At 63.9% G+C, this 21,459-nt stretch carries 18 protein-coding genes; 8 read left to right on the top strand and 10 right to left on the bottom strand.

Annotated elements, in window-relative coordinates; genetic code table 11:
• Positions 1-151 precede the first annotated feature (151 nt).
• Both WIN67_RS26000 and rimI read left to right on the top strand, forming a co-directional pair.
• Positions 152-949 carry an energy transducer TonB gene (locus WIN67_RS26000; protein WP_110596293.1) on the top strand — a complete coding sequence of 266 codons (798 nt, stop codon included), beginning with the start codon at positions 152-154 and terminating at the stop codon, positions 947-949.
• Entirely contained in the window at positions 946-1,398 is a 453-nt protein-coding gene (gene rimI / locus WIN67_RS25995; RefSeq protein ID WP_047285456.1) for a ribosomal protein S18-alanine N-acetyltransferase, read from the top strand. Before WIN67_RS26000 ends, rimI begins: the two co-directional genes overlap by 4 nt.
• Before the next feature lie 138 nt (positions 1,399-1,536).
• Here the strand turns inward: rimI and WIN67_RS25990 are convergent, their stop codons facing one another.
• Complete coding sequence (locus WIN67_RS25990; RefSeq protein ID WP_047306113.1) at positions 1,537-1,869, bottom strand: hypothetical protein; 333 nt, start codon at positions 1,867-1,869, stop codon at positions 1,537-1,539.
• Positions 1,870-2,021: 152 nt separating this feature from the next.
• On the opposite strand from WIN67_RS25990, the gene can reads away from it, so the two are divergent.
• A complete protein-coding gene (can, locus tag WIN67_RS25985; protein ID WP_016963568.1) occupies positions 2,022-2,666 on the top strand; it encodes a carbonate dehydratase in 645 nt (214 codons plus the stop codon).
• 46 nt (positions 2,667-2,712) lie between these two features.
• On the opposite strand, the gene WIN67_RS25980 is transcribed toward can, so the two are convergent.
• The 5 genes from WIN67_RS25980 to WIN67_RS25960 form a co-directional block, all read right to left on the bottom strand.
• On the bottom strand, positions 2,713-3,885 hold the full coding sequence (locus tag WIN67_RS25980) for a hypothetical protein (RefSeq protein WP_339070229.1): 1,173 nt from the start codon (positions 3,883-3,885) through the stop codon (positions 2,713-2,715).
• A gap of 109 nt (positions 3,886-3,994) precedes the next feature.
• Positions 3,995-5,605 carry a J domain-containing protein gene (locus WIN67_RS25975; protein WP_339070228.1) on the bottom strand — a complete coding sequence of 537 codons (1,611 nt, stop codon included), beginning with the start codon at positions 5,603-5,605 and terminating at the stop codon, positions 3,995-3,997.
• 11 nt (positions 5,606-5,616) lie between these two features.
• Positions 5,617-7,314, bottom strand: a complete 1,698-nt coding sequence (locus WIN67_RS25970; protein WP_170004423.1) for a molecular chaperone HscC — start codon at positions 7,312-7,314, stop codon at positions 5,617-5,619.
• A 192-nt stretch (positions 7,315-7,506) separates the two neighbouring features.
• Positions 7,507-9,207, bottom strand: coding sequence for an acid phosphatase (locus WIN67_RS25965; protein ID WP_339070227.1), 1,701 nt, complete (start codon positions 9,205-9,207; stop codon positions 7,507-7,509).
• A 195-nt stretch (positions 9,208-9,402) separates the two neighbouring features.
• The gene (locus WIN67_RS25960; RefSeq protein ID WP_102860196.1) at positions 9,403-10,821 is read right to left on the bottom strand and encodes a short-chain fatty acid transporter; all 1,419 of its coding nucleotides are present in this window, start codon (positions 10,819-10,821) and stop codon (positions 9,403-9,405) included.
• Between the two features lie 114 nt (positions 10,822-10,935).
• Between WIN67_RS25960 and WIN67_RS25955 the strand changes: the two genes are divergently transcribed.
• Together WIN67_RS25955 and WIN67_RS25950 are read left to right on the top strand one after the other, a co-directional pair.
• Positions 10,936-11,193 (top strand): Pathogenicity locus, encoded by a 258-nt coding sequence (locus tag WIN67_RS25955; RefSeq protein WP_102880974.1) that lies wholly within the window; start codon positions 10,936-10,938, stop codon positions 11,191-11,193.
• A 70-nt stretch (positions 11,194-11,263) separates the two neighbouring features.
• Positions 11,264-12,583 (top strand): MFS transporter, encoded by a 1,320-nt coding sequence (locus WIN67_RS25950; protein WP_339070226.1) that lies wholly within the window; start codon positions 11,264-11,266, stop codon positions 12,581-12,583.
• Between the two features lie 32 nt (positions 12,584-12,615).
• Here the strand turns inward: WIN67_RS25950 and WIN67_RS25945 are convergent, their stop codons facing one another.
• Both WIN67_RS25945 and WIN67_RS25940 read right to left on the bottom strand, forming a co-directional pair.
• Positions 12,616-13,032, bottom strand: coding sequence for a lysozyme inhibitor LprI family protein (locus WIN67_RS25945; protein WP_339070225.1), 417 nt, complete (start codon positions 13,030-13,032; stop codon positions 12,616-12,618).
• 177 nt (positions 13,033-13,209) lie between these two features.
• Complete coding sequence (locus tag WIN67_RS25940) at positions 13,210-13,884, bottom strand: heavy metal response regulator transcription factor (protein ID WP_102860200.1); 675 nt, start codon at positions 13,882-13,884, stop codon at positions 13,210-13,212.
• A gap of 384 nt (positions 13,885-14,268) precedes the next feature.
• On the opposite strand from WIN67_RS25940, the gene WIN67_RS25935 reads away from it, so the two are divergent.
• From WIN67_RS25935 to WIN67_RS25925, 3 genes are all read left to right on the top strand, one after another.
• Complete coding sequence (locus tag WIN67_RS25935; protein ID WP_339070224.1) at positions 14,269-15,519, top strand: TolC family protein; 1,251 nt, start codon at positions 14,269-14,271, stop codon at positions 15,517-15,519.
• Positions 15,520-15,716: 197 nt separating this feature from the next.
• On the top strand, positions 15,717-16,895 hold the full coding sequence (locus WIN67_RS25930; RefSeq protein WP_339070223.1) for an efflux RND transporter periplasmic adaptor subunit: 1,179 nt from the start codon (positions 15,717-15,719) through the stop codon (positions 16,893-16,895).
• A 26-nt stretch (positions 16,896-16,921) separates the two neighbouring features.
• A complete protein-coding gene (locus WIN67_RS25925; protein ID WP_273906654.1) occupies positions 16,922-20,059 on the top strand; it encodes a CusA/CzcA family heavy metal efflux RND transporter in 3,138 nt (1,045 codons plus the stop codon).
• A gap of 324 nt (positions 20,060-20,383) precedes the next feature.
• Here the strand turns inward: WIN67_RS25925 and WIN67_RS25920 are convergent, their stop codons facing one another.
• Positions 20,384-20,842 carry an REP-associated tyrosine transposase gene (locus WIN67_RS25920; RefSeq protein WP_170004413.1) on the bottom strand — a complete coding sequence of 153 codons (459 nt, stop codon included), beginning with the start codon at positions 20,840-20,842 and terminating at the stop codon, positions 20,384-20,386.
• A 342-nt stretch (positions 20,843-21,184) separates the two neighbouring features.
• Positions 21,185-21,403 carry a hypothetical protein gene (locus tag WIN67_RS25915; RefSeq protein ID WP_102880967.1) on the bottom strand — a complete coding sequence of 73 codons (219 nt, stop codon included), beginning with the start codon at positions 21,401-21,403 and terminating at the stop codon, positions 21,185-21,187.
• Positions 21,404-21,459: the final 56 nt, after the last annotated feature.

The following is a 21,459-nucleotide window of genomic DNA, read 5'->3' as shown; positions in this document are numbered from 1 at the left end:
AGCGGCGATTGTACTGCATCAGGGGGCCGACGATTCACCCCCAGGTCCAGGTATGAGACGGACTGTCGCTTTTGCGCGCAATCAACAGCAGGCGATCTTTGGCGAAGGACGGTAGAATCCCCCACCTCAGTTATCCACAAGTGGCCGACCTTTGCTTATCGAGTCCCGTCGTCGCGCTTATCTGTCCGCCATGCAGGTGGTCAGTTGGCTGCCGCGCAGCGAATTGCCCTTTGCCGCCCCTTCGCGTCCTGAATTGCTGGCCTTGCCGGAACCTGAGGTGCAGGCGCCGCCTGCCCCTGTGGTCGAGGCCAAGGCCCCGGCGGCGGCTGCAAGGACCGTCGAGCGGCCGAAGATCGAGGTGCCGCGTCCTTCCACCACGCCTGCAAAGTCAGCCAGCAAGCCAGTGGCCGAGGGCGAAGAAGCCCCGGCTCCGGTGGTCAAGGCGCCGGTGGTTCCTCCGCCGCGCTTTGCCCTGCAGCTGTTGCGGGCCGGCCGTTGCCTGCTGCTGGTGGAGTTACCCACAGGCGAAGCCTTCCAGAGCCGCGACCCGGCCTACTTGCTGCTCAAGGACATGCTGCGCGCCGCTGGCCTGCCGGACAGCCCGCAGATCCTCGCCGAGCCGGTGCGCTGGCCGATGCTGACCCGGGGCAACCTCGACCAAGGGCCGGAAGCCGCCCGGGACTTCGTCCAGGCCTTTGTCGGCGTGCGAATCGAAGAAGAGCCCTGCGTCTGCCTGTGGCTGATCGGTCTGCCGGCCGTACGTTTCGCCGGGGAAGCCAACGCTGAATCCTACAACCGTGAACTGCAGGTCGAAGGCCTGGGTTCGGCCTGGGCCTTGCCCGGCCTGGAACTATTAATGGAAGAGCCACAGCGTAAGGCTGATGTCTGGCAAGCCATGCGTCGATTGATGACGCGCTGGAAAAGCACTGATGAGCACAATGACCAATGAGTGACGCGTTGACCTTCCGCCTGGCTACCGAGGCGGACCTGGATGCCATCCTGAAAATCGAATATGCCGCGTTCAGTCACCCCTGGACCCGGGGCATTTTCATGGATGCCTTCAAGTCATACGAAGTCTGGCTGATGTTCGAAGGCAGCCAGCAGGTGGGCCACGGGGTGATCCAGGTGATCATTGACGAGGCGCATCTGCTGAATATCACCGTCAAGCCGGAAAGCCAGGGCCGCGGCCTGGGCCTGCGGCTGCTGGAAGAGCTGATGAAGCGCGCCTACCAAAAGGACGCGCGCGAATGTTTCCTCGAAGTGCGTTCCAGCAACCAGACCGCTTATCGGCTTTACGAGCGTTATGGCTTCAATGAAGTCGGGCGCCGCCGCGACTATTACCCGGCAGTAGGTGGCCGCGAAGACGCCCTGGTGATGGCCTGTACCCTGGTCGACTGAGCCTTTAATCGCACGCTGCCTGCTGTAGGAGCTGGCTTGCCAGCGAAGGCGCCATTCGCGGCGATGCATGGCTTGAGGGCCTCTTCGCCGGCAAGCCGGCTCCTGCGGAAGATGGCGTCATTAAATGTGGCGCCGAGCTCAGGGTTTGCCGTCCAGCGGGTCGCGGCGCGCCAGTTCGGCTTCATCCAGACCACTGCCACCCCCAATGTCCGTGGCATCGACAATACTCAGATCCCAGTCCGCCGGTTTATCGGCGCCGATTTCCCGGGCAGAACGGGCCCCATCCTCGCGGATCAGGGTTTCCGGGCTCAGGTCGTCGTCGCTGGAGCCGTCGCTGGTGAGGCCGGTGCTGCTTAGGGCGCCGGGTTCGTCGTCATCGAAATGCAGTTCCTCCATGGACCCCATGCGATCCTGATCATCGTCGATCGGCTCGGGCTGGGGCGCGTTGAAGGGGCGTCGTGATTCGGTCATGGCGATTGCTCATACTTTTAGGGGCTTGCAGGGTGGACCCACAGCCCCGGTGAAGATTCCCCGGCAGGGATAACCGGTATCTGCCGTTATTGGCGTGACCTCGACAGACACTCGTCTGTCAAAGCTGCGCATCATTCTTGAGGCTTCACAGCATGAACGAACTACAAGATCTGATTGATAACAACGCGCGTTGGGCCGAAGCGATCAAGCAGGAAGATCCGGAATTCTTCTCCAAGCTGGCCCGCCAGCAGACTCCGGAGTACCTGTGGATCGGCTGCTCGGACGCCCGGGTGCCAGCCAACGAGATCGTCGGCATGTTGCCGGGCGACCTGTTTGTGCACCGTAACGTGGCCAACGTCGTGCTGCACACCGACCTCAATTGCCTGTCGGTGATCCAGTACGCGGTGGATGTACTCAAGGTCAAACACATCCTGGTCACCGGCCACTATGGTTGCGGCGGCGTGCGCGCCTCGATGCAGGATCGCCAGTTTGGCCTGATCGATGGCTGGCTGCGTTCGATTCGTGACCTGTACTACGAGCACCGCGAGGCGCTGGCACAACTGGCCACGGAAGAAGAACAAGTCGACCGCCTGTGCGAACTGAACGTGATCCAGCAAGTGGCCAACGTCGGCCATACCAGCATCGTGCAGAACGCTTGGCATCGCGGGCAGAGCCTGTCGATCCACGGTTGCATCTACGGGATCAAGGACGGTCGCTGGAAGAGCCTGGACACGACCATCAGCGGTTTCGAACAACTGCCACCGCAATATCGCCTGCGTCCCCTCGGCGCCGTCTGAATGCGGGCTGGCCGCTGCGTGAAGGCGCAGCGGCCAGTGGCGGACTTCAGAGGTGCGGCACCTCGGTGCTTGGCGCCGGTGCCGGTGCCTTGAGCTGCTTGAGCTGGGTCGTGACCGGTGCGCTGCTGCACTTGGCCGCGGCCTGTTGCTCGGTCAGCTTGCGTACCGAGGTGTAGAACAACTCGCAGGTCTGCTCTTTTTGCGTCACCTGCCAGGTCTGGGTGCAACTGCTGAGCAGGGTGCTCGGGTCCGTCCCCGGCTTGCTGCCCATACCGGCCTGCCAGCAGGCCGCACTCAAATCCTGCCCCATGACTTTCAGCCCTGCGGCGTCGGCCTTGGCCTCGTCGTTGTCATAGTTGTCCGGGTCCGCCGCGTACCAGATGTAGCTCGGGTGGTTGGAGCCCAGTACCGGCACCTTCACGCCTTCGCTGGGGCTGATCTGCGCCAGGCCCAGCACATTCACCGTGACCCCATATTGCTGCTTGAGCCAGTTACGCACGGGCGCACCGAAAGCCACCATCGGCAAGGCCGCGCCGCTGGCGTTCTGGCTGACCTGCTTGACCATGGTGGTCTGGTAGTTGTTGAAGTAGCTGTAGACCCCTTCCAGGTCCTTGCCGGCACTCGATGGCGCGGCGATCGGTGCGATGTCGACAATGGTCTGGTACGCCGGCGTTTGCTCTGCGGCAATGCCGTTGACGGTGAGCAGGGTGGCCCAGCGGTCGGTGGTGGCCGACTCCAGATAGTCCTGGGCCTGGGTCAATGAATAGTCCGGCGGGAAGTGCAGCAGCTCGACGCTCTTGCGGTTTTCCAGGGCCATGCCCAGAGGCAGGAACAGGTACCAGCTGTAGGCCCATTTGCCATCGGCATTGAGCTGGCTGGCGCCTTTATAGGCCAGGTCGCCGGCATCGAGCAGGGCGCTCAACGGCTTGTCGTAGCCCTCGGGCACGCCGCTGATGGAGGCGACAACCTTGTCGTTGGCGGTTTTCACGCTGACCTTGGCCGCGCTGTAGCCATCGCGCTGCACGCTCTGGGTCAGGTAGTGCTCCACCGTCTGCTCAAGGGTCCAGTTGCGATAGCAGATCACGTTGCAATTGTTGGGGTAGGCGAAGAGTTGGGTAACGCGTTGCGGACTGCCCAGATCGACCTCGACATCGGCCATGGCGCTGCTGCTCAGCGCGGCCGCCGCCAGGGCCAGGGTGATTCCTGCGAATTTGAACATGCTCAGATCCTTTTCAGCGTGAACCCCTCCACGGGGGCTGCTCATACTGGAACACCGCCGTGGATAGAGAAAGACAGCGGAGAAAAAATCTGTCCCCCATGTGCAGGCTTCAGCCCGGGATCAACCGGGTCAGCGGGAAGGCCGGGTAGAACACTTGGCACGCCCGGATGACAACCACCATCAGCAACAAGAAGACGGGTTGCCAGGGGCTGAAGTTCGACCAGTGCAAGACGCTCAGCCAGGGATGCTTGAGTCTGAAGGCTTCGCTCATGTGGCCGATGCGCTTGTGGTGCAGGGCGCCAATCAGGCTGAAGCCCAGATAGGTCAGCATCCCCAGCACGCCGAGCAGGCAGGCGAACAGCGCCAGCAAGGCCAGGAAGGGCACGCCGTGGCGCAGCAGCCTTCGATAGGGAGGCCTGTGCAGTTGTTTGGGGATCAGGCGTTCACTGAGCCACAGGTCCAGATCCAGCAGGCGCAACGCCAGGGCGTTCCAGGCACTCAGTGCCAACAGGCCGAGCACCGCCGCCAGCCAGCCGCACAAGGCCGCCATGATGGCCGCCAGCAACGGCGGGTCCTGGCGTTCCTGAATGAAAAAGAGGGTGAACGCCAGCCCGATGCCGGCCCAGGCCCGGACCCATGTTTCCCCTGTGGTGGAGGGTTGCGGCATGAATTTCTGCCAATAGAACACGTCACGCTGGGGCAGGCGCTCGATCAGTTGCGGGAAGCGCCAGGTCAGGGTCTGTGCCAGCTCCTGGCAGGCTTGCCATTCATTCTGGGTAAAGCCGCGGGTGAGGTTGCGCTGCTGGCGCGGGGACAGTGGCTTGGCGAGCAGTTGCGCCGCCAGTACCTCAGGGGCCCAGCTGTGTTCCTGTTGCAGCTTGTTTTGCAGCTCCTGGTAGAAGGTTTCCTGCTGACAGCGCTGGACCAGGTGTTGCCAGACCCAGGCCGGCTCCGGGATGGCGCCGCGTTGTTCATCCCAGCCGAATGCCTGGCACACCCGCTCGAACAGGGGCACGCTCCACTGCTGTTCGTTGAGCAGCATCAGCACGGTGCTTTGCCATTGCAGACGATGATCGAAAATCTGCAGCCAGAGCTGTTCGCTGTAGTGCGTCAGTTGCGCGAGGAACGCCCGTTCCTGGTTGGCTTGCAACTGGTCTTTCAGGGTCTGGCGGTAATAGCCCAGCAGGGCTCCCACCAGCGAGCGTTGTTGCGCGTCGCTCATCGACAGGCTTTGCCAGGGCGTCAGCCATTCCAGATGTTGAACCGCCCACTCAACCAGGGGCGCGCGCTGTTCGGGGTGGTTGCAGCAGTGCTCCAGCAGCAGGTTCTGGAAGTCCTGGGCACATTGTTGGGCCTGGGCCTCTGGCCAGCGTTGCGGCAGGTTCTCCAGGGTCAGGCCCTTGAGTAGGCTCTGTGCCGGTGTTGGCGTGACAGCGGCTGTTGGCATGGGGGCCAGGCTCGGGCTCATCTCTACCAGGCCCGACCAGGCCTGCAGGTTGTCCGCAGGCAGAGCAGAGGCGATGGGCTCGGGGGAACAGTCGTCGGTTTCCTCTTCCCGCCAGCGAGCCAGTTGCAGCGCCCGCTCGTAGGCCTCGCGCAGACGCTGGAAGCCTTCGGCATCCTCATCGGGACGGGTGGTTTTCAGGCGTTTGGCGTAGCTGCGCTTGATGCTGCGCTCATCGGCATCGTCCGGCAGCTCCAGCAGGGTCCAACAGTCCATGTCGCCGCTCCTCAGTGCCAGTGGCCGTTTTCCAGTCTCTGCAACTGTTCACTGAGTTGGTTGCGCACTTCGCGGATCTTGCGCTCGTCCTGGGTGTCCAGCACTTGCTGGAATTGCCCGGCCCAATAGCCGATCTGTTCACGCAACTCGCCCAGGCTTTCCTGATACAGACGTTCCAGCCGGGCGCTGAGCAGGGTGTTGACCTGCTGGTCGCGGGGATGAACCTTCAGTTGCTCCAGGGCCTTGAGCCGCTGCTGGATTTCCTCTGGGGTGAGCACGCCGGGGTTGTTCTCGATCACCAGGGAACGGCTCTCACCGGTCAGGGGAATGCTCACCTGGGCTTCCAGCAGGCCGTTGATGTCGTAGGTGAAGCGCACGTCCAGCGAGACTTCACCGGCCGGGCGCTTGGGCACCTGCATTTCCAGTTGGCCGAGGGCGACGTTGTCGCGCACCAGGCGGCTCTCGCCCTGGAAAATCTTCAGCAGCACCTGTTCCTGGTTGTCATGCAAGGTTTGCACGGTCTTGACCCGGCTCACCGGCACCACGCTGTTGCGCTCGATGATCGGCAGGTAATGCCCGCCCTCGATCTGGTTGCCGTACTGCTGGGAGGTTTCGATGCCCAGGGTGTAGGAGCAGACGTCGGTCAGGACCACTTCTTCCAGGGCCGCGGAGCGTGCCTTGAGGGCGGCCTGGACCGCCGCGCCTTGGGCCACCACTTCGTCGGGGTCGAGGCTGATGGACGGAAAACGCCCGAACAATCCGGCCGCCAGCTTGCGTACCAGGGGCATGCGGGTCGCGCCGCCCACCAGGAGGATTTCATCCAGGTCGCTGACGCGGATTCGCGCATCGCGCAGGGCCCGCTCGATGGGGGCCCGCAGGCGTTCCAGCAGGGGCGTGTAGAGGTTGGCCAACTGCGCCTGGGTGATGGTCTGGGTCCATTGCCGGCCATCGACGCGCAGGCTGAACTCGGCGCTGGGTTCCTGGCCCAGGGCACGGCGTACCCGTTCGGCTTCCCGGCGCAGGGCCTGGAGCACGCTCTGGCGCTCGGGAAAGTCCGCCGCCTGGCCTTGCTGTTCGATGAAGTGCTCCAGCAGCAGGCTGTCGAAATCTTCGCCGCCGAGGAAGTTGTCACCGGCGCTGGCGCGGACTTCCATGACCCCGTCGAACAGCTCCAGGATCGACACGTCGAAGGTGCCGCCACCGAGGTCGAAGACCAGGAACGAGGTTTCCTTGTCGCGCTGGTGCAGGCCGTAGGCCAGGGCCGCGGCAGTGGGTTCGTTGATCAGCTTTTCCACCTTGAGCCCGGCCAGCTCGCCGGCGATCCGCGTGGCCTTGCGCTGGGCGTCGCTGAAGTAGGCCGGCACGCTGATCACCGCCTCTTCCACCGGCTCGCCGTAGGTGCGCTCGACATCCTCCTTGAGACTCTTGAGCACCAGGGCCGAGAGTTCTTCCGGGCGGAACAGACGATCCCCCAGACGCACTTCGGTGGCGCTGCCCATGTAGCGCTTGAACAGTGCGGTGGTCAGTTGCGGATGGGTGTGCAGGCGTTCCCGGGCGGCCTGGCCCACCAGCACCCGGCCCTCATCGTCCAGGCCCACCACGCTGGGGGTCAGGAGCTGGCCCAGGGCGTTGGGCACCAGCTCACTGGCGGTGTCGCGCCAGACCGCCACCAGGCTGTTGGTGGTCCCCAGGTCGATGCCTACGATCATGACGACGAACTCCCTTTCCAATCGGAAAACTGATGAAACAAATAGGTGGCGCGCAGGATATTACCCGTCGGGTGGATGGGTAAAGTGCGTGATATCACATAGCTATTATTGGCGCCGGTGCCGCAGAGCCGAAGCGGATCTTGAGCTTCGGTTCTGCGGTGGCTGGCGGGCCTGTTGCGGGCCCCGCCGGGGTCAGACGCTGAAGTGCAGGGCGTTGGTCAGATCGCCCATGGGCTTCTGGCCCCGGGCAATCATGGCCTCATCACGCTCCTTGATGCCGTCCAGGGTTTCCAGCTGGAACACCCGGGTGATCAGCCGCAGGATCGAGGCCGTGTCATACACCGTGTGATCCACCGTGCCCTTGCGGGCGAACGGCGACACCACCAGCGCCGGAATCCGCGTGCCCGGGCCCCAGCGATCACCCTGGGGCGGCGCCACGTGGTCCCACCAGCCGCCGTTTTCGTCGACGGTGACGATCACCACCATGTTTTTCCATTGCGGGCTTTCCCGCAGCACTTTCAGAGCCCGGTCGATATGCCGGTCGCCGGCGGCTACGTCGGCATAGCCGGCGTGCAGGTTGAGGTTGCCCTGGGGTTTGTAGAAGGTCACCGCCGGTAGCTTGCCGGCCTCGGCGTCGGCGAAGAACTTGTTGGTGCTCGACTCGTCCCCCAGGCCGCCGTTGCGCAGGCGCTTGGCACGCTCGGCCGGATTCTCCGGGCCCTGGCGCACAAAGTAGTTGAACGGCTGGTGGTGGTACTGGAAGTTGGGGATCTTGGGAATCCCGCCGGAATCCTTGAATTGCTCCAGAGTGGCCTGCCAGGCACCGCCGTACCAGGCCCAGTCGACGTTCTTCTTCGACAGCTTGTCGCCGATGTGTTCGTGGGTCTGGGGCACCAGCACGCTGGGCAGATCGGGCTTGGCGTAGTCCGGGCGCTCCGGGTCGCGGATCCAGGTCGGCCAGTAGGGCGGGGCCATGGTATTGACCGCGTAACCGTCCGGGGTCAGGGCGCTGGGGCCGAACTGCGGCGCACCGTCCATGGCACTGGCCGGGGACTTGTCCAGGGGCTTGAGGCGCGTGCCCTTGGGGTCGTCGCCCTGCAAGGTGGCGATCTGCGACTTGGCCACCGAGTTGGCCGCGTCGGGGTAGAACGGCACCTTGGCGCTGATCAGGTACTGGTGGTTGAGGAAGGAGCCGCCAAAGGCGCCCTGGAAGAAGTTGTCACAAAGCACGAACTCTCGCGCTACATCCCACAGGCGCAGGGAGTAACGGGTCTGGGCGTAGTGACCCATGGTCAGGGCACCGGAGTCGGCCCAGGCCACGAAGCCATCGTTCTTGCCGCCGTTGATCTGCATCTGGTTCTGGTAGAACACATGCCACAGGTCGCGGGTCACCAGGCCCAGGGGCAGGTCCTCGCCGCTGGGGCCTTTGAGGGCGAATGGCGCATTGGGCAGGTTTTCCTGGAACTGGGTTTCCACCGGATAGGTGATGCCGTCCAGGGTCTGTGGCCCCACTTGCAGGATGCCGCCCCAGATGGGCGGCAGTTTCGACAGCAGGCTGCCATCGCGGTCCCGTTGCTGGAACGCTTCGGGCTTGAGGGCCGACAGCGGTTTTTCCACGCCGGGGAAGTTGGCGAACAGGTTGTTGAAGCTGCGGTTCTCGGCGAACAGCACCACCACGTTCTTCACCTGATCGCGCAGCGCCTTGTCCAGCTCAGTGGGGGAGAGCGGACGTGCATCCGGTTTGCCTGTGGGTTCGCCGGGCTTGCTACAGGCGCTCAGGGTGGCGCCGACCCCAAGAACGGCAACGCCGCCAAGGAAGCGGCGGCGGCTGGTGTCAGTGGGTTGGTCGGCGTTGGTTTCGGGGGTGTCGCGCTGGTCGGTATCGTCGCTCATGTCGGCTCCTTGCACGTCGATCTGGAAATTCGTTACAAACTATTTCGGTGGCACGGTAACAACCGAATATGACGCAAAGACTACAGGAATGCTTCAGGAGTCCACTGCGATGGCCTCTGAAAAGTCTGAAATCCGCGTCGAAAAAGACTTATCCACAGGCCCGCTCCGACTTGGCGGAGCGGGCTCGGCAAGCCTTCAGGGGATCACGGGCGGCAAGTAGGCCAAGGTGGTGCCCAGGGCCCAGAGCAGGACCAGCACCAGAGGGGTGTGCACCAGCAACTGGACGAAGGAGAAACCGATCAGGTCCCGGGCCTTCAAGCCCAGTACTCCCAGCAGCGGCAGCATGTAGAAGGGGTTGATCAGGTTCGGCAAGGCCTCGGCGGCGTTGTAGATCTGCACGGCCCAACCCAGGTGGTATTGCAGGTCATTGGCCACTTGCATCACATAAGGCGCTTCGATGATCCACTTGCCGCCGCCCGACGGAATGAAGAAGCCCAGCACCGCCGAGTACAGGCCCATCAGCAGGGCATAGGTGTCGTGGGAAGCGATCTGCACGAAGAAGGTCGAGATGTGGTGGGCCAGGGTCTGGCCGTCCACGCCCTTGACCACCGTCATCAGCGCGGCGATGGAACCGTATAGCGGAAACTGGATCAGCACCCCGGTGGTGGTGGGCACCGCCCGGGCCACGGCATCGAGGAAGCTGCGCGGGCGCCAGTGCAGCAGGGCGCCGGCCATCAGGAACAGGAAGTTGTAGGTGTTGAGCCCGGAGATCGCGGTGATCGCCGGTTTGGTGGCGAACTCGTGATACAGCCAGCCGGCGGCCAGCAGCGCCAGGAGAATGGTCAGCAACGGGCTGTACTCCAGCCACTCGCCGGGGCGGGTCCGCGGTTGCGGCTTGGGCATGCTGAAGCTCGGGTCGACCCCGCAGGCCTGGGCATCCCGGGCACTGTTGGGCCCCGGGGCGGTGGCGTAGGCGACGATCAGCGAGACGACGATCAGGGCCAGCAGCAACACCCCCGACTGCCAGAGAAAGATGGTCTGGGTGAAAGGAATCACCCCGGTGATGGCCAGGATCGACGGCGGCAGGCTGCCGGGGTTGGCCTGCAACTGCGCGGCCGAGGACGACAGCCCCAGGGCCCAGACAGCGCCCAGGCCCAGGTAGGCGGCCGCCCCGGCGGCGCGGTAATCCATGCGCAGTTCGGTGCGTCGGGCCAGGGCCCGTACCAGCAGGCCGCCGAACACCAGGGACAGGCCCCAGTTGAGCAAGGAGGCGACCATGGAAATCAGCGCCACCCAGGCCACCGCCGAGCGGCCGTTCTTGGGAATGCGCGCCAGCTTGTCGATCAGCTTCACCGCTGGCGGCGAGCTGGCCACCACATAGCCGCCGATGACCACGAAGGCCATCTGCATGGTGAAGGGAATCAGGCTCCAGAAACCGTCGCCAAAGGCCATGGCGGCGTCGGTGGGCTTGGCGCCCATGGCCAGGGTGGCCAGGGTGACGATGATCACCGCCAGTGCGGCGAACACCCAGGAATCGGGAAACCAGCGTTCAGCCCAGTTCGAACAGCGCAGGGCAAAGCGGGCGGAGCGGCTATCTTGAATATCAGCGGCCACGTCAGTACCTCGGATTTCTTATGTTTATAAGGAAGACGGCCGCCCCAGGCTGAGGCGGCCGAGAACTGTGCAAGAATGCGGCAATTGCCACGGACTGCAAAGGACTCAAAGCCGATGTCATTTTCCCCCGAAGAACGCGCCGCACTGCTCAAGGTCAAGGGTGTCGGGCCCACAGTGGTGGGGCGCCTGGAGCAATTGGGGATCATTTCCCTGAGCCAGCTGGCCGCCGCCGATGCCCTGGATATCGTTACCCAGGCTTCAGCCCTGGTGGGCTCCAGCTGCTGGAAAAACAGCCCCCAGGCCCGCGCCGCGATCCAGGCCGCCATCGCCATGGCCAAGGGCTCGTCTATAGCCCGGGTCGCCAACGACTGATGGTTGTTCCTCGGGACGATTGCATAGACCATGTGCAGCCTTGCTGATTGCCACCCTCCGAGTTGCTTTTATGACCCCTTCCACTGAGTCGTCGCCGGCGCGCTTTTCCCGCGCCGACTACAAGACCCTGGGCCTGGCCGCCCTGGGCGGCGCCCTGGAAATCTACGATTTCATCATCTTCGTATTTTTCGCCCTGACCCTGAGCCAGCTGTTCTTCCCTCCGGAAATGCCCGAATGGCTGCGCCTGCTGCAAAGCTTCGGGATCTTCGTCACCGGCTACCTGGCCCGGCCCCTGGGGGGCATTCTCATGGCCCACTTCGCCGACCGGCTGGGGCGCAAGAAGGTCTTCAGTCTGAGCATCCTGATGATGGCGCTGCCTTGCCTGCTGATCGGCCTCATGCCCACCTATGCCCAGATCGGTTACTTCGCGCCCTTGCTGCTGTTGGCGCTGCGCGTGCTGCAAGGCGCTGCCGTGGGGGGCGAAGTGCCCAGTGCCTGGGTATTTGTCGCCGAGCACGCGCCACGGGCCCATCGCGGCTATGCCCTGGGTTTTCTCCAGGCCGGGCTGACCTTCGGCTACCTGTTGGGCGCGCTGACCGCGACCCTGCTGGCGCGGGTCTTCAGCCCCGAGGAAATCCTCGATCACGCCTGGCGCTACCCCTTCCTGCTGGGCGGGGTGTTTGGCGTGATCGGCGTTTGGCTGCGCCGTTGGCTGAGTGAAACCCCGGTGTTCGTGGCCCTGCAGAACCAACGCGACAGCGCCGGCGAATTACCCCTGCGCACCGTGCTGCGCGAGCACCGGCTGGCGATCCTGCCGGCGCTGATCCTCACCTGCGTGCTGACCTCGGCGGTGGTGGTGTTCGTGGTCATCACCCCGACCATGATGCAGAAGAGCTTCGGCATGAGCGCCAGCCATACCTTTGCCCTGAGTAGCCTGGGCATCGTTTTCCTCAACATCGGCTGCATCCTGGCCGGGCTGATCGTCGACCGCCTCGGCGCCTGGCGCACGGTGATGCTCTACAGCCTGCTGCTGCCCCTGGGCATCGCCGTGCTCTATGGCTGCCTGATCAGCGGCGGTGAGTGGATCGGCCTGGCCTACGCCATCGCCGGCCTGGGCTGCGGGGTGGTGGGGGCGGTGCCATCGGTGATGGTCAGCCTGTTTCCACCGCGGATTCGCGTCTCGGGCATTTCCTTCACCTACAACATCGCCTATGCCCTCTGGGCCAGCACCACGCCGTTGTTGCTGATTGCCCTGATGCCCTGGAGCCCATGGATCTGCGTGATCTATTGCGCGGTGATGGGGGCGGTGGGGGTGGCCAGTGCCGGCTACTTTGGTGGGCGCGTGGGCGAGGCTCGGCACCCATCGGCGCAACCTGATGGGGGCTACTGATCAGCTTCGCGAATTTTCTTCAGCGGGTGCGATTATTTGGGTAGCAGTTGGTCCAGGTAGCGGGTGCGCTCGTTGCTCAGGCGGGTCACGCAGCGGTTGATCAGGGTGACGTGGGCCGGCTTGCCCGGTTCCACTTCGAAGGCCTCCAGCACGCAGCTGCTGTCGCGGTATTTGATCCAGGCACGCTGGGCATTCTTCAATTTGCCGAGGTATTCCTGTTCTTGCAGCAGGCTGCCGGGATACAGGTTGTGGACCCGTACCAGCAGTGCCTGATAGCTCTGGTTGAGCGCAGCGTCGGCGCGATCCTTGTCCTGCCGGGCGCAGCGATCGATCTGTTCGCTGACGCTGATGTGCTCGCAGTCCAGTGCTGCGGCCTGGGCAGGCGCCCAGCCAGCGGTACTGGCGAGTACGGCGATGACAAGGCCAAAGATCCAAGGCTGATGAGGCATGTCGGTCCCTTGCGCTGAGAATGGAGCAGGCATTCTACAGAGCTGTTGCCAGGGAGAGCATGTACCTGCTCCTGCAAGGCGTGCCGGACGGGATCGAGGTCGAGCAGGTGGAGCCGGCGGGGCATCAGCAGATGCATGAGCAAAAAGGTGGTCTGGCCGGCGAGGCGATCGTGCGGCTCAGTCGCGCTCTTCGAGTACGTAGCCCACGCCCCGCAGGGTGTGGATCAGTTTGCGCTCGAAAGGGTCGTCGATCTTCGCTCGCAAGCGGCGGATCGAGACTTCCACCACGTTGGTGTCGCAATCGAAGTTCATGTCCCAGACAAAGGAGATGATCTGGGTCCGGGACAGCACTACGCCGCTCTGACGCATCAGCAGGTGCAGCAGGGCGAATTCCTTGGTGGTCAGATCGATGCGTTGTTTACCGCGAAAGGCCCGGTGCCGGCCCTGGTCCAGTTCCAGGTCGGCGACCCTGAGCACGTCGGGCACCGCTGCCTGTTCGCTGCGGCGCATCAGGGTGCGGACCCGGGCCAGCAGTTCGGGGAACTCGAACGGCTTGACCAGGTAGTCATCGGCCCCCAGGTCCAGCCCTCGGATCTTGTCCGCCAGCCGTCCCTGGGCCGTGAGCATCATTACCCGGGTGTTGCTGTCCTGGCGGATCTGGCACAGCACGCCCCAGCCGTCGATCTGCGGCAGGTTGACGTCCAGGATTACCAGGTCGTAGGCGTGCTGGCGGGTCAGGTGCAGGCCATCCGCGCCGGTATTGGCACAATCCACCACATATCCACTTTCAGTCAGTCCCTGATGCAGGTAGTCGGCAGTTTTAAGTTCGTCTTCGATAACCAGGATACGCATGCTGATGAGGTTCTCGGCGATAAGGGGCAGTAAAAGAAAGTTGCTGTAAATGGCTGGATTAATAATTTAAAAGTGCACTTTCATGCAGGCAGCTTGAGACGCCTTTAACTTTGTTTGGAGCGTTTTAAAGTGCGTCTGGCATTGTCTTTGGATGGCGGAATGTTAATACAGAACGTTGATGCAGAGCCTTTGCTAACGGATTTGTAATCTTTGCGCCACCCTGCTGATAAGCAGCGAAAGTTACCCTTGGTCGATATTGAAACTCTCCCAGTCAATGGGCGAACTGTTGCAGTTCCATATCGGCCAGGGCGCTGTTGAATAACCACCGATATGTTCCGCTGCACTTTCGCAGAAACTTTGCCTCTATAGGGGCCGGAACCTGTTATGCCGACTTTCCCGAGAACACTTCCCCGGGCAGCCTGGCGCTGCTCTGCGGTGCTGCTGCTGGCGCTGCTGGCGCAGTCTCCGAGTGCTGCCGAGCCACCCGCGCTGAGCCTGGATAGCGCCTTGGCCAATGCCTTTGCCAACAACCCCGAACTGGCCGCCGCACGCTGGGAGATCGAGATCGCCCAGGGCGCTCGCCAACAGGCCGGGCTGATGCCCAACCCGGTGCTGTCGGTGGATGCCGAGGACACCCGCAGGGATACCCGCACCACCTCGGTCAAACTCAGCCAGGCGCTGGAACTGGGAGGCAAGCGCGGCGCTCGGGTGGAGCTGGCCAGCCGCGGCCAGGCGCTGGCGGCCCTGGAACTGGAGCGACGGGGCAACCAGCTGCGGGCCGATGTCCTGGAGGCTTTTTACGCCGCCCTGCGGGCCCAGGAGCGCACGCAACTGGCCGGGCGTTCCCTGGCCCTGGCCGAGCGCGGTGTCACGGTGGCCCAGGGGCGGGTCAATGCCGGCAAGGCCTCGCCGGTGGAGGCCACCCGGGCCCAGGTGCAGTTGGCAGAAGTTCGCCTGGAACTCAATCGTGGCCAGATGGAGCAGGACAATGCCTATCGGCAGTTGGCCAGGATCACAGGCGCTGCCACCACGAACTTTGCCGCCGTGCAGGAGCCCTCGCTGGCGGTGGTCACTCCGCCGGCTTCGGCGCAATTGCTGAATCGGTTGCAGGAGACCGCGGAGCTGCGTCTGGCGGAGCAGGAGATTGTCCAGCGCGAGGCGTCCCTGGGCCTGGAAAAAGCCCAGCGCATTCCCGACCTCGACGTCAGCGTAGGCAGTCAGTACGACGCCAGTGCCCGCGAGCGGGTGAACCTGGTGGGCCTGTCGATGCCGCTGCCGCTGTTCAACCGCAACCAGGGCAATGTGCTGTCCGCCGCCCGGCGCGCCGATCAGGCCCGGGACCTGCGCAACGCCACCGAGCTGCGCCTGCGCAGCGAAACCCGCCAGGCCCTGGAGCAGTGGAGCACCGCCAGGGGCGAGGTGCAGTCGTTCAACCAGATCATCCTGCCTGCGGCCCAGCGCGCAGTGGACAGTGCCACCCGGGGCTTCGAGATGGGCAAGTTCAGCTTCCTCGAAGTACTGGATGCCCAGCGCACCTTGATCAGCGCTCGCAGCCAGTACCTTGCCGCCGTGGCGCAAACCACCGATGCCTGGGTGCGGATCGAACGCATCTACGGCGACCTCAGCCGTTGGTGAAAGCCTGGTTGAGGGGCCTCGCGTGCCTGGCCGCCCTGCTGGTCAGCGATTGCAGCGGTGCACCGCTGGCGCCGCCGGATGAGCCGCCCCGGCACTGGTGCGTCCATGAATGGCACCGGGCTCTCGACGAACTTTTCTTTCCGCCTACCTCGTAAGGCGCGTTTCGCGCTGCCGAACATCGATTGTCAGGAGCACCCATGGATAAAAAACGCAGCCTTGTCATGGCCATTTCAGCGGTGGTCGGCCTGGGAGCGGCGGCCTTGCTGCTGCCGGACCTGTTCGCCACCCCCGCCCGCACCCAGGCACCTGCAGTGGCAGAGCCGGCCGGGCATGGCGAAGACGAACCTGAAGGGCATCTGGAGCTCAGCCCCGAACAGATCCAGGCGGCCGGTATCGAGCTGGCCGAGGCCGGGCCCCGGCGCCTCAACCGCCTGCTCAGCCTGCCGGGTGAAATCCGCTTTGACGAGGATCGCACCTCCCACATCGTGCCGCGGGCTGCCGGCGTGGTGGAGTCGGTGCAGGTCAATCTCGGTCAGGCGGTCAAGCGTGGCGAGTTGCTGGCGGTCATTGCCAGCCAGCAGGTGTCTGACCTGCGCAGTGAATTGGCGGCTGCCGGGCGGCGGGTGGAACTGGCCCGTACCACTTTCGAGCGTGAACGCCAGTTGTGGGTCGACCAGATCTCCGCCGAGCAGGATTACCTGCTGGCGCGGCAGACCCTGCAAGAAGCGCAAATCGCCCTCGACAATGCCCGGCAGAAGATGAATGCCCTGAGTGGCAGTGCGCAGTTGGTGGGGGGCAATCGCTATGAAATGCGCGCGCCGTTCGATGGCGTGGTGGTGGAGAAACACCTCAGCGTCGGCGAAGTGGTGAGCGAAACCAGCGCCGCTTTCACCCTGTCGGACCTGTCCCGGGTCTGGGCCACCTTCGGGGTGTTTCCCAAGGACCTGGACAAAGTCCGGGTCGGTCAGGCGGTGCATGTCAGCTCCAGTGAGCTGGGGACCCAGGTCCAGGGCCAGGTGGCCTACGTCGGCAACTTGCTGGGGGAGCAGACCCGGACCGCCACCGTGCGGGTGACCCTGGCCAACCCCGATGACGCCTGGCGCCCGGGGCTGTTCGTCTCGGTGCAAGTGGCCACCGAGGCCTTCGAAGCGCCGGTCAGCGTGCCGCAGACGGCGATCCAGACCGTGGAAGACCGGCCTTCGGTGTTTGTCCGGGTGGCCGAGGGCTTCCAGGCCACGCCGGTGGTCACCGGGGCCACTCAGGACGGTTTCGTCGAGATCCGCGAAGGCCTGGCCGCCGGTGCCCGGGTCGCCACCGGTGGCAGCTTCACCCTCAAGTCCGAGCTGGGCAAAGGCTCGGCCGACCATGGCCATTGATCGGTCACAGCACAGAGTGATTTCCCATGTTTGAGCGCCTCATTCAATTCGCCATCGAACAGCGCATCATCGTCCTGTTGGCGGTGCTGCTGATGGCCGGGGTCGGCATCGCCAGCTACCAGAAGCTGCCGATCGACGCGGTCCCCGACATCACCAACGTCCAGGTGCAGATCAACTCCGCAGCGCCAGGGTTTTCGCCTCTGGAAACCGAGCAGCGCATCACCTTTCCCATCGAGACCGCCATGGCCGGCTTGCCAGGGTTGCAGCAGACCCGCTCGCTGTCGCGCTCGGGCCTGTCCCAGGTGACGGTGATCTTCAAGGACGGCACCGACCTGTTCTTCGCCCGGCAACTGGTCAACGAGCGCCTGCAAGTGGCTCGTGAGCAATTGCCTGAAGGCGTGGAGGCGGTGATGGGGCCGATCTCCACCGGGCTGGGGGAAATCTTCCTGTGGACCGTGGAGGCCGAGGACGGTGCCCGCAAGGAAGATGGCACGCCCTACACCCCTACCGACTTGCGGGTGATCCAGGACTGGATCATCAAGCCGCAACTGCGCAACGTGCAGGGCGTGGCGGAGATCAACACCATCGGCGGCTTCGCCAAGGAGTACCAGATCGCTCCGGACCCCAAGCGCCTGGCAGCCTACAAGCTGACCCTGAATGATCTGGTGACGTCCCTGGAGCGCAACAACGCCAACGTCGGCGCCGGCTACATCGAGCGCAGCGGCGAGCAGTTGCTGATCCGTGCGCCGGGGCAACTGGCGTCCATCGAGGACATCGCCAACATCGTCATCAGCAGCAGCGACGGCACGCCGATCCGCGTGCGCAATGTCGCCCAGGTGCAGATCGGCCGCGAACTGCGTACGGGCGCGGCCACCGAGAACGGCCGGGAAGTGGTGTTGGGGACGGTGTTCATGCTGATCGGCGAGAACAGCCGCAGCGTGTCCCAGGCCGTGGCGAAAAAGCTCGAAGAGATCAACCGCTCGCTGCCCGAAGGGGTGGTGGCGGTCACGGTGTACGACCGCACCAACCTGGTGGAAAAAGCCATCGCCACGGTGAAGAAGAATCTCTTCGAAGGCGCGTTGCTGGTGATCGTGATTCTGTTCCTGTTCCTGGGCAACATCCGCGCCGCGCTGATCACTGCCCTGGTGATTCCACTGTCGATGCTGTTCACCTTCACCGGCATGTTCAGCAACAAGGTCAGCGCCAACCTGATGAGCCTCGGCGCCCTGGACTTCGGCATCATCGTCGACGGCGCGGTGGTGATTGTGGAGAACGCCATCCGCCGCCTGGCTCATGCCCAGCAGCACCACGGCCGCATGCTGACTCGCTCCGAACGCCTGCATGAAGTCTTTGCCGCGGCCAAGGAGGCCCGGCGTGCGCTGATCTTCGGCCAGTTGATCATCATGGTGGTGTACCTGCCGATCTTCGCCCTGACCGGGGTGGCCGGGAAGATGTTCCACCCCATGGCCTTCACCGTGGTCATGGCCCTGCTGGGGGCGATGATCCTCTCGGTGACCTTCGTCCCGGCGGCCATTGCGCTGTTCGTCACCGGCAAGGTCAAGGAAGAGGAAAACCTGCTGGTGCGCAGCGCCAAGCGTGGCTACGCCCCGGTGCTGGACTGGGTCATGGGCCATCGTGCGACGACCTTCGCGGCGGCCGCGGCGATCCTGCTGGGCAGCGGTGTGCTGGCCAGCCGCATGGGCAGTGAATTCATTCCCAGCCTCAGCGAAGGCGACTTCGCCCAACAGGCTCTGCGGGTGCCCGGCACCAGCCTCACGCAGTCGGTGGACATGCAGCAGCGTCTGGAGAAAACCCTGCTGGCGCAGGTGCCGGAGATCGAGCGGGTGTTTGCCCGCACCGGCACCGCGGAGATCGCCTCGGACCCGATGCCGCCGAATATTTCCGACAGTTACGTGATGCTCAAGCCCAAGGCGCAATGGCCGGACCCGGGCAAGTCCCGGGAGGCATTGATTGCCGATATCCAGCGCGCCAGCGCCCTGGTGCCGGGTAGCGCCTATGAACTGTCGCAGCCGATCCAACTGCGTTTCAACGAGCTGATTTCCGGGGTGCGCAGCGATGTGGCGGTCAAGGTGTTCGGTGACGACATGACCGTGCTGAACAAGACCGCCAATGAAATCGCCACGGCCCTGCAGGGCTTGTCCGGTGCCTCGGAAGTCAAGGTCGAGCAGACCTCCGGCCTGCCGGTGCTGACCATCAATATCGACCGCGACAAGGCGGCGCGATTCGGCCTGAATGTGGGCGATGTGCAAGACACCATCGCAGTGGCGGTGGGTGGGCGTCAGGCCGGCACCCTGTATGAAGGCGACCGGCGCTTCGACATGGTGGTGCGTCTCTCGGACCAACTGCGTACCGACATTGACGGCCTGTCGCGGCTGCTGATCCCGATCCCGGCGACCGCGGGCACGGCCAACGGGCAGATCGGTTTTATCGCCCTGTCGGAAGTGGCCAGCCTCGATCTGGTGTTGGGCCCCAATCAGGTCAGCCGTGAGAACGGCAAGCGCCTGGTGATCGTCAGCGCCAACGTTCGCGGGCGGGATATCGGCTCCTTTGTCGAGGAAGCCACGGCGTTGATTGGCGAGAAGGTCAAGGTCCCGGCGGGGTACTGGACCACCTGGGGCGGCCAGTTCGAGCAATTGCAGGAGGCGTCCCAGCGCCTGCAAGTGGTAGTGCCGGTGGCGCTGCTGCTGGTGTTCGGGTTGTTGTTCATGATGTTCAACAACCTCAAGGACGGCCTGCTGGTGTTCACCGGCATTCCCTTTGCCCTGACCGGCGGGATCATGGCCCTGTGGTTGCGGGATATTCCGCTGTCGATCTCGGCGGGGGTGGGTTTTATCGCCTTGTCGGGGGTGGCGGTGCTCAATGGGCTGGTGATGATTGCCTTTATCCGTAACCTGCGCGAGGAAGGGCGCCCCTTGTCCACGGCCATTCACGAAGGCGCCCTGACCCGTTTGCGTCCGGTGCTGATGACCGCGCTGGTGGCGTCCCTGGGGTTTATTCCTATGGCCCTGGCCACCGGCACTGGCGCCGAAGTACAACGGCCCCTGGCGACCGTGGTGATTGGCGGCATCCTGTCGTCCACCATCCTCACCCTTCTGGTCTTGCCGGCGCTGTACCAATGGGCGCACCGCAAGGAAGAGGACTAGCGCCTGTCGCCGCTGCCGCAGGCTGTGAGCGGGCTGGGCGGCACTCCGTCGAAGGGACGCGGCGGTCTTGAGGCCGCTGCGGGGTTGGCGGGAGATCGTCAGGCAAGGTCCTGCGGACCTTTGCGCAGCTTCGCCGTGGCTCAGCAGCGGCTACAGGGCCAGTGCCGATCCGAGATTTGTGTGGCCGCTGCCGCAGGCTGCGAACGGCACGAAGGGCCGCGGCGTTCTTGAGGCCGCTGCGAGTTCGGCGGGGGATCGTCAGGCAAGGTCCTGCGGACCTTTGCGCAGCTTCGCGGGCTCAGCAGCGGCTACAGGGCGGGTGGGTTAGAGCCAGGCGGCATCCCAGAGGGGATAGTCGCCCACGCGCTGGACCAGTCCCGCTCGAACCGGGTTGTAGATGATGTAGCGGGCAAGCGCCTTGAGGTCTGCCTCGCGACGGATGGCCCGTTCGTAATACCCTTTTTGCCACAGTCGACCACGCTGGTTAAGGCGCTGGTTGATGTTGCGCCCGCTTCGTGACTTGAGCCGGCACAAGGACTCTTCCAGCGAGCATTTCTGCAGTTGGAACAACCAGTGAATGTGATCAGGCATGACCACCCAGGCCAGGGAGTGGATGAGTCCCGCTTCGTGTTGGGCCCTGATTTGTTCGACCACCAGCCGCCCCAGGTAGAAGTCGCTGAACATCGGGCGTCGCTGTTCGGTCACGGCGGTTATCGCGTAGATTCTACCGATCTGTGTGTGTCGTCCTTTGAGCAGGCGATAACCATTGGATCGGAATTGCATTACCCGGCTCTCCCTGTGCTGGAATGATCCCTTCACGCTAGTCCTGGCTCGGCCTGTTAACAGATGTATCTCGTTAACACCTATGTCTCTCTTGCATCCCTGTAGCCGCTGCTGAGCCAAGGCGAAGCTGCGCAAAGGTCCGCAGGACCTTCAGCGCGGTAAAGAACGGCGCCTCCTGCGCAGGTGTTCGCAGCCTGCGGCAGCGGCTGAAAAAGCCCAGCATGGCCGGCCATTCTCGGGCAAAAAAAAGCGCCCCATGCGGGACGCTAAAAATTCATCTCTTTCCAAAGGAGCATCAAAAAAACGCTTCAAGAGATGAATGTGCTCGGTAGGCCATCGCCGTTAAATATCTTCCTCGGCCGTAGCGGATGCGCCAGCGTCGCGAGGGGAAGTGCCGGTGCCAGCCGCGGCTGTTTGCTGACTGGCGTTGCCGTGAATCTGTTCCTGGCTGGCGAGGAAGGTGTCGCGGACCTGCTGTGGGCGTTCGCTGCCATCAGATGCCCAGACGGCGGAGCCGGTAGTGGCCAGAAGGCCGATCAACAATAGTCGGGTGGGACCCATGGTGTTTCTCCTGACAAGCTCGCCGGCCGGGGGAATCACGGCGGATTCGAGTGTGT

The sequence above is a fragment of the Pseudomonas idahonensis genome, from assembly GCF_037903935.1.
Lineage (GTDB): Bacteria > Pseudomonadota > Gammaproteobacteria > Pseudomonadales > Pseudomonadaceae > Aquipseudomonas > Aquipseudomonas danubii.
This window is presented reverse-complemented; position numbering and strand designations above follow the sequence as displayed.

Excerpts from the sequence above, each read along its gene's own strand:
- rimI (WP_047285456.1), top strand. The coding sequence starts at position 946 with ATGAGTGACGCGTTGACCTTCCGCCTGGCTACCGAGGCGGACCTGGAT.
- WIN67_RS25990 (WP_047306113.1), bottom strand. The coding sequence starts at position 1,869 with ATGACCGAATCACGACGCCCCTTCAACGCGCCCCAGCCCGAGCCGATC.
- can (WP_016963568.1), top strand. The coding sequence starts at position 2,022 with ATGAACGAACTACAAGATCTGATTGATAACAACGCGCGTTGGGCCGAA.
- WIN67_RS25980 (WP_339070229.1), bottom strand. The coding sequence starts at position 3,885 with ATGTTCAAATTCGCAGGAATCACCCTGGCCCTGGCGGCGGCCGCGCTG.
- WIN67_RS25975 (WP_339070228.1), bottom strand. The coding sequence starts at position 5,605 with ATGGACTGTTGGACCCTGCTGGAGCTGCCGGACGATGCCGATGAGCGC.
- WIN67_RS25970 (WP_170004423.1), bottom strand. The coding sequence starts at position 7,314 with ATGATCGTAGGCATCGACCTGGGGACCACCAACAGCCTGGTGGCGGTC.
- WIN67_RS25965 (WP_339070227.1), bottom strand. The coding sequence starts at position 9,207 with ATGAGCGACGATACCGACCAGCGCGACACCCCCGAAACCAACGCCGAC.
- WIN67_RS25955 (WP_102880974.1), top strand. The coding sequence starts at position 10,936 with ATGTCATTTTCCCCCGAAGAACGCGCCGCACTGCTCAAGGTCAAGGGT.
- WIN67_RS25950 (WP_339070226.1), top strand. The coding sequence starts at position 11,264 with ATGACCCCTTCCACTGAGTCGTCGCCGGCGCGCTTTTCCCGCGCCGAC.
- WIN67_RS25945 (WP_339070225.1), bottom strand. The coding sequence starts at position 13,032 with ATGCCTCATCAGCCTTGGATCTTTGGCCTTGTCATCGCCGTACTCGCC.
- WIN67_RS25940 (WP_102860200.1), bottom strand. The coding sequence starts at position 13,884 with ATGCGTATCCTGGTTATCGAAGACGAACTTAAAACTGCCGACTACCTG.
- WIN67_RS25935 (WP_339070224.1), top strand. The coding sequence starts at position 14,269 with ATGCCGACTTTCCCGAGAACACTTCCCCGGGCAGCCTGGCGCTGCTCT.
- WIN67_RS25930 (WP_339070223.1), top strand. The coding sequence starts at position 15,717 with ATGGATAAAAAACGCAGCCTTGTCATGGCCATTTCAGCGGTGGTCGGC.
- WIN67_RS25925 (WP_273906654.1), top strand. The coding sequence starts at position 16,922 with ATGTTTGAGCGCCTCATTCAATTCGCCATCGAACAGCGCATCATCGTC.
- WIN67_RS25920 (WP_170004413.1), bottom strand. The coding sequence starts at position 20,842 with ATGCAATTCCGATCCAATGGTTATCGCCTGCTCAAAGGACGACACACA.
- WIN67_RS25915 (WP_102880967.1), bottom strand. The coding sequence starts at position 21,403 with ATGGGTCCCACCCGACTATTGTTGATCGGCCTTCTGGCCACTACCGGC.